12 protein-coding genes are annotated in these 13,803 nt (G+C 47.8%); all 12 read left to right on the top strand.

The genetic code is table 11. From position 1 onward, the window contains the following. Positions 1-89 precede the first annotated feature (89 nt). The 12 genes from ASG16_RS06485 to ASG16_RS06430 all read left to right on the top strand — a co-directional run bounded on the left by ASG16_RS06485 (position 90) and on the right by ASG16_RS06430 (position 13,467). Entirely contained in the window at positions 90-677 is a 588-nt protein-coding gene (locus tag ASG16_RS06485) for a TetR/AcrR family transcriptional regulator (RefSeq protein WP_056495651.1), read from the top strand. 293 nt (positions 678-970) lie between these two features. Then, complete coding sequence (locus ASG16_RS06480; RefSeq protein WP_056495654.1) at positions 971-2,059, top strand: ABC transporter ATP-binding protein; 1,089 nt, start codon at positions 971-973, stop codon at positions 2,057-2,059. Continuing rightward, a complete protein-coding gene (locus tag ASG16_RS06475) occupies positions 2,056-3,210 on the top strand; it encodes an alkaline phosphatase family protein (protein ID WP_056495658.1) in 1,155 nt (384 codons plus the stop codon). Before ASG16_RS06480 ends, ASG16_RS06475 begins: the two co-directional genes overlap by 4 nt. Then, positions 3,211-4,098, top strand: a complete 888-nt coding sequence (locus tag ASG16_RS06470) for a carbohydrate ABC transporter permease (protein WP_056495661.1) — start codon at positions 3,211-3,213, stop codon at positions 4,096-4,098. A gap of 10 nt (positions 4,099-4,108) precedes the next feature. Beyond that, positions 4,109-4,936 carry a carbohydrate ABC transporter permease gene (locus tag ASG16_RS06465; protein WP_056495664.1) on the top strand — a complete coding sequence of 276 codons (828 nt, stop codon included), beginning with the start codon at positions 4,109-4,111 and terminating at the stop codon, positions 4,934-4,936. Between the two features lie 32 nt (positions 4,937-4,968). After that, positions 4,969-6,294 (top strand): ABC transporter substrate-binding protein, encoded by a 1,326-nt coding sequence (locus ASG16_RS06460; protein WP_056495667.1) that lies wholly within the window; start codon positions 4,969-4,971, stop codon positions 6,292-6,294. 26 nt (positions 6,295-6,320) lie between these two features. Then, positions 6,321-7,055, top strand: a complete 735-nt coding sequence (locus ASG16_RS06455) for an HAD hydrolase-like protein (RefSeq protein ID WP_056495669.1) — start codon at positions 6,321-6,323, stop codon at positions 7,053-7,055. Continuing rightward, positions 7,052-7,984, top strand: a complete 933-nt coding sequence (locus tag ASG16_RS06450; protein ID WP_056495672.1) for a sugar phosphate isomerase/epimerase family protein — start codon at positions 7,052-7,054, stop codon at positions 7,982-7,984. The genes ASG16_RS06455 and ASG16_RS06450 overlap by 4 nt, the downstream gene beginning before the upstream one ends. Beyond that, positions 7,969-8,952, top strand: a complete 984-nt coding sequence (locus tag ASG16_RS06445) for an NAD(P)-dependent oxidoreductase (protein ID WP_082517310.1) — start codon at positions 7,969-7,971, stop codon at positions 8,950-8,952. The genes ASG16_RS06450 and ASG16_RS06445 overlap by 16 nt, the downstream gene beginning before the upstream one ends. A 365-nt stretch (positions 8,953-9,317) precedes the next feature. After that, positions 9,318-11,600, top strand: coding sequence for a DEAD/DEAH box helicase (locus tag ASG16_RS06440; RefSeq protein WP_056495675.1), 2,283 nt, complete (start codon positions 9,318-9,320; stop codon positions 11,598-11,600). Further along, positions 11,590-12,960 carry a ribonuclease H-like domain-containing protein gene (locus ASG16_RS06435; protein ID WP_056495678.1) on the top strand — a complete coding sequence of 457 codons (1,371 nt, stop codon included), beginning with the start codon at positions 11,590-11,592 and terminating at the stop codon, positions 12,958-12,960. The genes ASG16_RS06440 and ASG16_RS06435 overlap by 11 nt, the downstream gene beginning before the upstream one ends. A 48-nt stretch (positions 12,961-13,008) precedes the next feature. Further along, positions 13,009-13,467 (top strand): putative periplasmic lipoprotein, encoded by a 459-nt coding sequence (locus ASG16_RS06430; RefSeq protein ID WP_056495681.1) that lies wholly within the window; start codon positions 13,009-13,011, stop codon positions 13,465-13,467. Positions 13,468-13,803: the final 336 nt, after the last annotated feature.

Here is a 13,803-nt window from a genome sequence, read left to right as displayed (position 1 = left end):
AACAAAAGGAATCTTATCATCAAACTTAAAGTAATACAACTGTATTGTTAAAGTTGCTTGTCCTTTGAAAATCTTGTTAAAATACAACTATGCCAAAAATAATCGATCATGAGAAAAGAAGAGAACAAATAGCAGAAGCAACGTGGCGTGTCATTGTCGAGCAAGGAATGGAGGGAGCAACGGTAAGGGGCATAGCAAAAGAAGCAGGACTTTCATTAGGTGCTTTGCGACATTACTTCGCAACACAGGATGAACTGCTGATGTATGCCATGCAGCTCGTAAAGGAGAGGGCGATCGCTCGAATTGCTGAAATCAACGCGAATGAAGAATGGGCGCCAAAAGAGAAAATCACCAAAATCTTTCTGGAGCTTCTCCCTACGAATCAAGAAAAGATGGTCGAAATGGAAGTGTGGTTTGCTTTTACCGTGTACTTCCGACACAAGAAAGAAGGCTTTGATGCACAGCACGACGGGATCTATGCCGGTGTCCGCAAGCTGTTGGACTCTGCTGATCAACTGAATCTATTACGCAAAGAGCTGGACAATGAGATGGAAGCAGAGAAGCTCTATGCCGTCATCGATGGTCTGGCGCTACATGCCTATCTCGAGCCGCAGCGTGTCGATGGGGAACGGATTACGAAAGTGTTGGAGCATCATCTTGCATCCTTGTTTCATTAACGGACTTTTACACTTCTTTTACGAAAAAGAGGGTCCATTCTTTATACAAGATAAGAAACACATACAAATACTCTCATAAAGAAAAGCAATCGGATCAAGGAAAGGTTGATCTGATTGCTTTTTTTCGTCGTTCGAGCTGGTTTACAAAGACCACAATGCGCTTTGATACGCAGTTAACAATGCTGGATTACGATGAGTGTACAAACATTTTTGAACAAAAATGAGTTTGTTGGTGTGTATAAGAAAAAATAACAATTGTCCAATAAAGATTGAATGATGAAGGGGTTTTCAACATGTCGAGTATTATGCTGAAGTCATTGTCCAAGCAATATACCAACGATAAATACACCCTGGACGATATCAGTCTGGAAATCAAAGACAAAGAGTTCCTGGTGCTATTGGGACCGTCCGGATGTGGAAAATCTACACTGCTCAGAATGATTGCCGGGATTGAAGAGATCACCCAAGGCGATGTGTACATTGGTGATGTTTGCGTCAATGAAGTGGAGCCAAAGGATCGAGGAGTTGCGATGGTTTTTCAAAACTATGCCCTTTATCCGCATATGACCGTATACGAAAACATGGCATACGGCCTGAAAATAAAAAAGATCAAAAAAGCAGAGCGAGAAAAGCGCATCAAGGCAGCAGCGGATATTTTGCAAATTGATCATTTGTTGAAACGGTTCCCCAGTCAATTGTCTGGTGGGCAAAAACAGAGGGTAGCCATCGGGCGAGCGATCGTAAAGGAGCCAAAGGTCTTTTTGATGGACGAGCCTTTGTCCAATCTGGATGCCAAGCTGCGAAATGAAATGAGAATTGAGATCAAAAAGCTGCACGAGCGCCTGGATTCGACGTTCATTTACGTGACGCATGATCAGGTGGAGGCGGTTACCTTAGGGGATCGAATCGCGATTATGGCAGAAGGGAAGTTCCGACAAATCGGAACGCCGATGGAAATCATCGATTGCCCAGTGGATATGTTCGTTGCCAATTTCATCAGCTCGCCGCCCATTAATTATATGGAAGCGAGTCTGATTCAGCGAGATAGCGGGGTCTATGTAGAGGTAGACGGCGTGCTGCTGGAAACCAATCTCCCGTTCGAGGTGATGGAACAAGCTCCTGAGATTGTCGCGGGAGTCCGACCAGAGCATTGCTTTCTCACCGAAAACAGTGACGAGGCACTCGCCATGGAGGTACTGTTCACGGAAATTATCGGAACGGATGTGTTGGTCCATTTGAAGTATAACGGGAGCAATTTCATCGTGAAAAAAAGCTTTACCCAGACGTATGCAAAGGGTCAAAAGGTGAACGTAGGGATTAATTCCGCCCATGTCCATGTATTTGACAAGCACACGCAAAAGAATCTGAGGTGCCGCCCATGAATGTACTCATCTCGTTAGACGGCATCAGTTATCAAAGCTTTGAACCTTACGCGAGGCACTGGATAGAAAATGATTACTCCTTTTGTAAAAAACTGATCACAACGTTTCCTTCGGTTACATTTACCGCACATGCGGCAGCGATGACTGGGAGCCAGCCGGGTAAGCATGGTGTCTTTGATAATATCGTAGCTCGCCCGGAAACGCTGGAAAGAGTGGCGTTGTATGGCGACCACGAGATTCTTTGCAACGAAGCACTTCATAAGCAGACGATTTTTCATTCGTTGGCGAGACAGGCAGGAACGAGCTGCTGCATTCATTGGCCCATGACGTCCGGAAATCCGTATATACACCATTTGATTACGGAATCGGGCAGCAAAAAAAAGCTGAAGTCAAAGGTTTCAGTAGAGGAAATCGATGATGTCGCACGGCGTGAAACGATGCGGGCGATCAAAACGGAAACCTATGATTTTATCGCGGCAAGGTTCGTCGGTTATGATGCGCTGTCTCACCAATATGGGAAAGACTCGACGGAGGCAATGCGGTGCCTAAAGGAACTGCTTACGTATCTCGATCAAATCGAGCAAACGTTGAAAAAGACGCAAAAACCATTCAACCTGATCATTTTCTCAGATCATGGGCAAAGCGATGTTCATTCGTTTTTTTACCCGAATGAGATTTTGGCCAAAAGCCAGTGGAAGCAGCATTTTCGAAACAAACAAATCAAATTCGTCGGGGACGGTAGCGGGGCGTTGTTGTTTTATAGCTCGTTAGACCTTCAGCAAAACAAAGAAATCATGGCGTTTTTTGAACAGATGCCAGAAGTGAATCAATTTTATGAGGTGGCAGAGGACACTCCTTCAACGTGCAGGCCCTTCGGCATCCTCGATTTGAAGCATACGGTATGCGGTGAAGATATCGCGTTTCCCGAACAGCCGAAATACAAGGAGATGAAAAGCCTGCACGGGTATCATCCCGCCAATGTCGATGAGATGAATGGATTTCTCTTGTGCTTAGGGGATGCCTTTACGAAAAGCAAAGTGATTGAAGAAGCAAACATCGAAAACATTGCCCCCACACTGGCGCATTTGTTCCGAATCACTCATCCATGTGACGGGCAACCGATCAAAGACATCTTCAAGGAGTACGAGTAAATGGGCAGACCAATCAGTAAAACGATCAAGGATAACGCATGGTCGCTTGGGTTACTTTTGCCGACACTGATTCCGTTAGTTATTTTTTGGATCTACCCCATGATCAAAACGTTCCAGATCAGTTTTACCGACTGGAACTATATTTCACCTGATTACGACTACGTAGGGCTGGAAAACTACCAAAACTTGATGAGCGATGCTTTCCTTGGGAAGGTGCTGCTGAACACCTTGGTGTTTACCTTTTTTACAGTCATTCCGCCGATCCTTTTCGGGCTGTTCGTGGCGATCCGGTTAAACAAAATACAGAAGTTTCGCCATTTCTTTGTGGCGAGTGCATTTTCATCGTGGATCACGCCGACTGTGGTCGTGTCCATGGTATGGGTCAGCATATTCGATGCCGATTCGGGGATTGTCAATTATGTCCTGAAAGGTTTCGGTATGGAGCCAGTGAAGTGGCTGGGTGGACAAACAACAGCGATGATTGTCGTCATGATCGTCACCATCTGGCAGTACATGGGGCTGGGAATCTTACTGCTTTCCTCTGCTCTCGCGAAATTGGACCCGGAAGTAGAGAAAGCGAATGATTTGGATGGAGGGAGAGGATTACGAAAATTAGTCAGAATCACCTTGCCTGCGATCTCACCGATTCTTGTTTTTCTGTTCGTCTTTTTTACCCTGAATTCGCTCAAAGCCTATGATCAGATTTACATTTTGACGCAAGGCGGGCCTTCTGGAGCGACTTCGACCATCCTGTACTACTTCTACGTGCTCGCTTTTGAATATTTTGAAACGGGACCAGCTTCAGCATTGGCGATGATTTTCTTAGGTATGTGTCTCTTGATCAGCGCATTGAATTTCTTCTTGTCCAAACTACTGTTTACCAAATGAGGTGGGAGCTGTGTCCTTGGCAAAATTAAAAACAGGCATAAATTATGCAATGTTAATTTTGTTAAGCGTACTGATGGTGTTTCCGTTTCTCTGGATGTTCTTGATTTCGATCAAGCCCAAAAGCGAGGTGTACAGCGGGAGCCTGCTGCCTTCTACCTTTCATTTTGAGAATTACATCCGCGTATTCACGGAAACGAAGATGCTGCTTTATTTGTGGAACAGCATTTCTGTCAGCCTGATCATCATTGTTTTTCAAATTTTCACCGCGATTTTTGCGGCGTATGTCTTCGCGACGGCGCAGAAAAGATGGGTTCGGTACTGTTTCGTGCTTATTTTGGCGACGTACATGCTTCCGTCAGCAGTAACGTACATTCCATCCTTTCTTTTGCTGTCCAAAGCGAATTTGCTGGATACGCACTTCGGATATATTCTCAGCGAGCTCATCAGCATCTTTGCGATCTTTTTCCTGCGGCAATCGTTTGCGCAGGTGCCAAAGGATGTGGTGCATGCTGCCAAGCTGGATGGGGCGGGGCATCTACGACTCATTTTCACCGTGTATATCCCGTATTGCAAAAACGCGATTGCTTCGTTGGTGTTGATCACGTTTATTTACAGCTACAACAACTATATGTGGCCCTCGCTCTTGATCAAGTCGGAGGAAAACATGTTCGTCACGATTGGTTTGCGGCGGTTGTTTATGAGTCAGGCGGGCTACGGGATGGACTTCCCACTGGCGATGGCAGCGTGTGCGATTTCACTGGCGCCTATGCTGATCCTGCTCGCAATCGCAAGCAAAAGAATTATTCATTCCATGGCTAATCTGTATGTCAACAAATAGACCAAGACCGCTATGTACTGGGAGGAGTCATTGTGAAAAATCGGAAGCGAAACACCAAGAGCGTCATTCTTTCCATCCTGAGTTCTGCGCTTATTTTTACCGGAGCCGTCGGTTGTTCGAACAACGCTGGATCTGACAGCAACGCGAATGCAGCATCCAAGCCTAACGAGAAAATCAAGCTGGAGTTCTACTATGGTCTCGGCGGCAAGCTCGGGGAGACGATGCAAAAAATCGTGCAGGATTTTAACAGCAGCAATGAAAAATACGAGGTCGTTCCGATTGTCCAAGGTGACTACAGCGAGACGTTGCAGGCACTCCAGGCATCGCTGGCAGCAGGCAAGCCCCCAGCCTTGGCGATCAATGCGTATCCGGAATTTATGAAGCTGGCGAAAAGCGAGGCATTGCTGCCGTTGGATGAGCAGATTAATCAGCCGGAGTATAAAAAGGACGATGTTCTGCTGCTAGAGCAAGGAAAGTACAACGATGCGATGCTGGGTGTTCCTGCCTATGTCAGTACGCAAATGATGTACTACCGCAAAGATATTTTTGACAAATACAAGATTGACTATAATGCGCTCACGAGCTTCGAGCAATTGGCGGATGCAGCCAAGCTCATCAAAGAAAAAGAAGGAATCAACGGCTGGTCCATCATGTGGTACACGGAGCATATGATCGACTACGCCCGTTCTGCTGGCGGCGATATCGTGAGCGAAGACGGCAAGACTGTCACGATCGACTCGAAGGAATGGGTGTATGCGTGGGACAGCATTCGCAAGTACATTCATGAGGACAAAATCATGGATACCGTCTATGGCGGCAATGGCTGGGAATGGTGGTACAAAACTATCGACAACGTGATGAACGGAAAATCCGCAGGTTACACAGGCTCTTCCGGTGACGGGGGCGATCTGGATTTCACCAAGGTAGCAACTGGTATGCAAAAAGGCTTCAATGGACAACCACCTAGACCTGTAGCCATTTCGGTAATGTTCAACCTGTTCAAAGCATCCTCCAAAGAACAGCAAGAGGGCGCGTGGGAATTCGTGAAGTACTTCTCAGAAGCAGAAAAAACAGCGTACTGGGCCGTACAAACAGGCTATATTCCCATTCGGGACAGCGCCGTGAACACAGAAATATACCAGAACAAATTGAAAGAAAATCCGTACTTCTCGGTACCTTTGGAAGAGGCGAAAACGAATGGAATTGCTCCTTTTGTAGACCCGACAGGCGGCAAAATTTATGCAGAAATTGAGTTGGCGAAGGACAAGGTGCTGATCGAAAACATTCCTGCGGCAGAAGCGCTCAAAGTGGCGAAGGAAAAGGCACAAAAAGAACTCGACAAAGCACTGAATCAATAAAACATAGCGAACAGGAGAGATGGAAAATGAAAAACGGTATCGCATTGGCTGTATTTGATCTGGCAGGAACGTTGGTAGAGGACGATAACGCAGTGAGAGATTGTCTGCATAAAGCCGCTGTAGAATACGGATTAAACGTGACACCAGATGAAATCAGCACGCACATGGGGACGAATAAGATTCATCTCTATCAATATTTGATTGCGAGAACAAAAGGAAACATCATTGACTTCAAAAACTTTGAAATCGATATCGACAGCTCGACGCATGAGGAAGCAGTTAAGCTGTATGAGCGATACACTAAATACATGATTGCGTTCTATCAGGAGAATTGCCGAGAAATCGCAGGCGCAACCGAAACGCTGAAATGGTGCCAGGAGAATGGCATCAAGGTAGCGACTGGGACAGGGTTCCACAAAGAGATCAACAGTGTCATCATGGAGTCGCTCGGTTGGGTAAAGGATGGCTTGATCGATTACGCAGTAGACCTGGATATGGTACCAGAAGGCAAAGGACGCCCGGCTCCGTTCATGATTTTCAAGGCAATGGAATATTTGAACGTGCAAAACGTCAGACAAGTCATTAAGCTCGGCGATACGCCAGCGGATATGCTTGAAGGCTACAACGCAGGCTGCAAAGCGGTCATCGGCGTGATGCAAGGCTCGACCCCAATCGAGGTATGGGGCAAGTACTATCATACGCATGTGCTCGACACCGTAAAAGAACTGCCAGAGCTGATTTTGTCTGGTAAAATCGTATGATTTACCCAGTGGAGAAGATGGCGAGTATCGGTATAGTCTTGCCTAAGCTGTTTCCTTTTTCACAAAGCAGACCTGAACAAATGCTTCCGAGTCTCCTTGCGATCCTGGAAGACCCATTCTTTACAGCGGTAGAAGTCTCCTATATCGCGGACAAAGAGACAAGGGAACAAGCGGCAAAGTATATGGCGTACAGCGGAGTCGAGGTTATTTTCAACGGCGGGGATGCAGCCCGAGAATTGCAGATTGATCTCAGCTCCTTGGACCCGGCCGTTCGCAACAAGTCTATCCAATCAGGCAAAATGCTGATCGACCACTGCTATGAAATGAATGCGAAAATCATGCATATCGTGACGGGCAAATTCGAAGGCGAGGAAAACAAGCCGAAAAACATCCAGGCGTTTACTGCTTCGGCCATGGAGCTGTGCAAGTACGCAAAAGAAAAAGCCGATACGTACGAGCTGTGCATTTCCTTGGAGATCGGGGATCGGCATGTCGACCGCAACTATTTGCTCGGACCTACTCATGAGGCGGTGCATGTAGCAAACGTGATCAGCAGCGAGTACGACAATTTTGGCCTCTTGCTGGATCAAAGCCATCTGCCGATCATGGGTGAAGACCCGCACAAATCCTTGTGGCTGGCCAAAGATTATTTGACGCACATTCATCTCGGAAACTGTTACTTGAAAGACAGACAAGCCAGCTATTTCGGGGATAAGCACCTCCCGTTTCACGTCAAGGATTCGGAGGTTGGCGTGAACGAGCTGACAACGTTCATCACGACGCTCAATGACATTAATTTTTTCAAGAGCCCAAAACCGACCAGAAAGCCAGTCATGACCTTTGAGGTGGGGCGCTTTGAGAATGAATCGCCTATGCTGGTAATCGCCAATGTAAAACGAGCTTTTTACGAAGCATGGGCCAATGCATAAACGAAAAGACTGGGGCTGTGGTAGAAGTGAATGTATTGATTACGGGATATTTTACCGATTACTCTAAGCAACGTGTGACACAAGCGTTTCCGCAGGATTGGTGCATACAGATCGTGGAGCCTGAGCAGATCGAGTTATTTATCAGGGAAGCAAATGTGTTGATTCCCGAGCATATCCAAGTAAACGAAGACTTGCTGAACAAAGCGCACAACCTGAAGTTTGTCCAGACGGGTGCCGGCTTTGACAACGTGGATATTGAGGCATGCACGAGGAAAAACATTTGGGTGAGCAACGCGGCTGGCGTAAATGCAAATGCAGTAGCCGAGCATATTATGGCGCTGATTCTGGGGTATTACAAAAACATCTCTTTTCTCGATCAAGCGATGAAAAATCGGGAGGATGAGACCAAGCTCGTCTACGTCGGTGGAGAGCTCGCAGGAAAAACCATCGGTACCATTGGCTTTGGCGCCATCGGCTCTCGCGTAGCGGAGCTGGCAAAAGCCTTCCGAATGAAGGTGCTGGCGTACGACACTAACCCAAACAGACAGAGCGAGGATGCCGCAATGGTTGATCTGGACACGCTGATTGCCGAGTCTGACGTGATCACCCTGAACATTTTTCTGAACGAATCCACAAGACATTTAGTGGACAAGCAGTTTTTAGCTAAAATGAAAAACGATGCACTTCTTGTCAATACAGCGAGAGGGCCGATCATTTGTGAAGAGGACTTGATCGAAGCACTGAAAAACAATGTGATTGGCGGAGCGTGCCTTGATGTGTTCACAGTGGAGCCTCTCAGCGTGGACAGTGAACTGCGTGCTTTGAAAAATGTCGTGCTAACGCCGCATACAGCAGGCATGCCTGACGGAACCAAATTCCACGAGAAAAGGTACCAATTTTTTGTGGAAAACATAGAGCGAGTCCAACGAAATGAAACGCCGCATAGTCATTTAAATCAGCTTTCCTAAACAAAAAGCCGGGATCAGTCAGCCATCAGAGACTGGTCCCGGTTCGTTTTCATGCTCCCGAATATTGGACAAATTTCCCCCGAACAGTTGCAGCTTTACATCTACGCGTGAAATCGTATCGGGACGTAAGGGGAATACATGTCGTTATAGAAATAGCTTTTAACGCTTTTTCAATTCTTCTAGAAGTTCAATTATTTTATCATTTTGCACTGTAATTCTTTTTACGCTGAATTCGCCTGAAAGGAAAGGCGGATAATTATCCTTCAACTATAGCTCGTCCACAACTTGAGTTCAAAGTATGGATCATTATTCATGTTTACATACCGAACGTCCATTCGTAAAATGGAAGCAAGAAGGTGACGAAGATGAATGTGAAAAAAAATATCGCAGCCATATTGGATCACATAAAAACAGAGGAACGATTTCGCGATAACATTGCGCATTGGAAGGTCATTCCTGCTCGTGAAGCAAAGTCCGTTCCATTCCCAGATGAACTGGACGGACGAATTCGAGATGCCCTGACGAATAGAGGCATTCCTTCCTTATACACGCATCAAGAAACGTCTTTTCGCCATGTACGCGAAGGCAAACACATCGTCGCGGTTACGCCAACGGCTTCAGGCAAAAGCATGTGTTATCATTTGCCGATCCTCCAGACGTTATCGGAAGACACGCAAGCACGAGCTCTTTACTTGTTCCCAACCAAAGCTTTGGCGCAGGATCAAAAGGCGGAGCTCCACGAACTGATTACGGAAATGGGCCTTTCGATCAAATCCGAAACTTACGATGGTGATACGCCTGCAAATATCCGGCAGATGGTACGCAAAGCAGGAAATATCGTCATCACCAACCCAGACATGCTGCACTCCGCCATTTTGCCCCATCACACCAAATGGGTGTCCTTTTTCGAGCATCTCAAATACATCGTGATTGACGAGCTACATACATATCGTGGCGTTTTTGGCAGTCATGTCGCCAATGTCATTCGGCGGTTGAAGCGCATTTGCGCCTTTTATGGGAGCCACCCGCAATTTATTTGCACATCAGCTACCATCGCCAACCCAAAGCAATTGGCCGAAGCCCTGACAGAAGAAGAGGTAGAGCTGGTCAACAACAATGGTGCTCCGTCTGGCATCAAGCATTTCCTTTTCTACAATCCGCCTGTGGTCAACAAGCAGCTCAATATTAGACGCAGTGCCACATTGGAGGCGCGAGACATTACTGAGCAGTTTTTGATCAATGGCATACAGACGATTCTGTTTGCGAGAAGTCGTGTACGGGTAGAGATTTTGCTGACCTACTTACAGGAACTGATTCGCCGCAAGCTTGGACCGAAAACGATCCAAGGGTATCGCGGAGGTTATTTGCCGAGCCAGCGCAGAGAGATCGAACGCGGCTTGCGCAATGGCGACATTATGGGCGTGGTCAGCACCAATGCGCTGGAGCTCGGAGTAGATATCGGGCAGCTTCAGGCGTGTGTCATTACTGGCTATCCGGGCTCGGTCGCAAGCACATGGCAGCAGGCAGGACGGGCAGGAAGGCGGCAGGGGGAATCCGTCGTCGTCATGGTCGGCAGTTCCACGCCGTTGGATCAGTATGTGATCGCCAATCCGGAGTACTTTTTCGACCGCAGTCCCGAGACAGCGCGGATCAATCCCGATAACCTGATCATTTTGGTGGATCATCTCAAATGTGCGGCATACGAGCTGCCGTTTCGTGAGGGAGATACCTTCGGACGTGCGGAAATCGTGGAAATTCTGGAGTTCTTGACTGAGGAGCAGGTACTTCATTACTCGCGGGGCAAGTGGTTCTGGATGAACGATTCATTCCCGGCCCACAACATCAGTCTGCGGTCAGCTTCGCAGGAAAATGTCGTGATCATCGACATTAGTGAGCGGGGAAATGAGCGTGTCATTGGGGAAATGGACCGTTTCAGCTCCATGACGCTCTTGCATGACGAGGCGATCTACCTGCATCAAGGGACGCAATTCCAGGTGGAAAAGCTGGACTACGAGGAAAAGAAGGCGTATGTCCGAGAAGTGCAGGTCGATTATTACACGGACGCCAACTTGGCCGTCTCGCTCAAAGTATTGGAGCAGGATCAGTCCCGTCGTCATGCACAGAGCACGTTGGCTTATGGTGAAGTGGCTGTGAATGCGATGGCGACGATCTTTAAGAAAATCAAGTTCGAGACGCATGAAAACATCGGCTCGGGACCGATTCATTTGCCAGAAGAAGAGTTGCATACAAATGCGGCGTGGATTGGTTTTTCCGAAGCGCTGCTCGGCGAGATCGGGACAGAGGATGTGGAACGCGGCTTGGTCGGTTTGGCGCATGTGTTGCAACACGTAGCTCCACTGTTTGTCATGTGCGACCCGATGGACCTGCACGTGATCCCGCAACGAAAGGCCGTTCATTCACAGGAGCCGACGATTTTTCTGTACGACCGTTATCCGGGGGGCATCGGCTTGAGCGAGCAGGTGTATAAGGAAATGGAGACGATTTTGACGCAGGCAGAGCGGATGATTGTCTCTTGCCCATGTGAGTCAGGCTGTCCGTCTTGTGTGGGAGCGACAGATGACGGCAGCAAAGGGCTTGCCATGACCTTGCTGCGAATCGCTCAAGGGGGAAGTACATATGTCTCTTAAATCCAAGCTGCAACGGATGAAGGGACATCTCTCGCTGGAAACGGACAAAGCGGTAGCGCAAGCAGGCGAACAGGAAACTCCCATTCACGAGAAAGAGCCGAGGGCGGTTGTACCAGCGGATAGCAGCGCCGAGCTACAGATACCTTTTGCCGACAAGTGGAAGCAAATGCAGGCATCACCCTACATCTGGGATGACGAGTACGTCATGATTCGCGAGGTTCGCTATCCGATCGATCAGCAGCATGGCGCTTACGCCTTTTCCGAGCTGCATGAGGCGATTCATATGTGGGAAGCGGCCGGTCGAGAGCATCCGCTGTCCGCTGCGGGCAGGAAGCCAGAAGACTTGCTGTTTTTCGATACGGAGACGACAGGGCTGTCAGGCGGGGCAGGCAATGCGATTTTTCTTTTGGGATACAGTCGCATAGAGGGGGAGCACGTCGTGGTGCGCCAGCATTTTCTCCCGGGCCCGCATGCAGAGGTGACCTTGTACCAATCGTTTTTGGAGCAAGCACAGAAGTCCTCGCATCTGGTGACCTTTAACGGAAAGTCCTTTGACTGGCCGCAGGTACGGACGAGGCATACGCTGGTGCGCGATCAAGTGCCTGCTTTGCCTACCTTTGGTCATTTTGACCTTTTGCACGGGGCGAGGAGACTGTGGAAGGCGGAGCTGGAATCGTGCCGATTGGGTATCATCGAGCAGGAAAAGCTGGATGTTTTTCGCGAGGATGATTTGCCCGGCTATTTGGCTCCAGTGCGGTATTTCGACTTTTTGCATGACCAAGACCCTGATGTCATCGAAGGCGTGCTGCGGCATAACGAGACGGACGTCCTGTCTCTGATCACGATGTACATTCACATGACACGGCTATTGGTAGGGCGAGGAAGTGTAACGGTTTCTCTCGAGGAAAGCTACGAAATTGCCAGATGGTACGACGCGCTTGGAGATCAGGAGGCGGCCATGGCAGGCTATCGTCTTGTCGCAGACAGTGAGCATGCGTGGAGTAACCGGGCCAAGCTCGCTATCGGCCATCTGTATAAAAAGCAAAAGGATTGGCACCAAGCCCTAACTGTTTGGGAGTCGTGCATCCAGTCCACCGGATATGTCCCGGAAGAGGTGTATATTGAGGCTGCCAAGCTGTACGAGCACCAGTTGAAGGATTGGGAGAAGGCTTTGCACTATACGAAGCAAGCGTATGAGCAGTGGAAGAAGCGCGGGAGTCTGTTGCGAAACCGGGCCAAGGCAGATGCCGAGGCATATCACAAGCGGATAGATCGGTTAGAAGCAAAGCTTCGCGGGAATGAAGCGGAAGAAGAGAGTCTGTTGTCCGGATTTTTGGAGTGGGCGGATGAGCAAGAGTGATGAGGGATCGAAGAGATCTGAAGACCGAATCATCTGAGGGGGATTGGGATGAGGCGCATTGTCTTGTTTCTGATGGTATCTCTACTTCTTGGCGGTTGTTCTTCGAATAACGACTGGGTGCATACGTTTACGGGGGAGAGCGACAATTGGATCGTGGTCATGGAGATTAGACCGATTGAGAGTGAACACACAACGGTTGCCTACCCCTTTTATTTGACGAAGAAAGTAGAGAATCAAGTAACGAAGCTTTATGCCGAAGCCGATTTAGTCAACGGGAGTAGGGCTAGCAACCTCAATCCAATAGATCTGGAAGAGATCAACAAAAAGCAGCAGCTACTGCTTTTTCAGGAGTACCCTAATCTTCTCTCACCTGATTTTCCCGGAAAAGATACGCCGAAAGAACAGCTCGAATACTACTTCTCAGATTTGAAAATGAATATAAAATGGACAGACGAACGGGGAGAGCATCAAGAGCAAATCATGCTAAAATTGAAATCAGCCCATTGATTAGTCAGGTCAGAAAAAACGGAAGACATAGTCAGGCTATCTGCGTTAGTAAATCATGTGGCCAAAACTGCAAAATCAGAGCAACTGAAAAACTGGCTCGAACGTTCTAAGCACCTGATCACGTACTCAACCGCTATTTCCAGTTATTTCATTTGATAAAGTAAAAAACGCATGTTATATTAGTAATCCGCCTTTCAAAAAGAGCGGAACAAAATGAAACACTCCAATTATTACCTGTTGATTTTAAATAATGTACATGGTATATTGTGAATCTAGCGCTTTTGAAGTGCTAGTGAAAATGCTCTTTGAAAACTGAACAGCGAAAGCGTTAATGAG

The organism is Brevibacillus sp. Leaf182, from assembly GCF_001423865.2.
In the GTDB taxonomy this organism is placed as follows: Bacteria; Bacillota; Bacilli; order Brevibacillales; family Brevibacillaceae; genus Brevibacillus; species Brevibacillus brevis_C.
The sequence above is the reverse complement of the archived record's forward strand: the minus strand, read 5'-3'. Positions and strand labels throughout refer to the sequence as shown.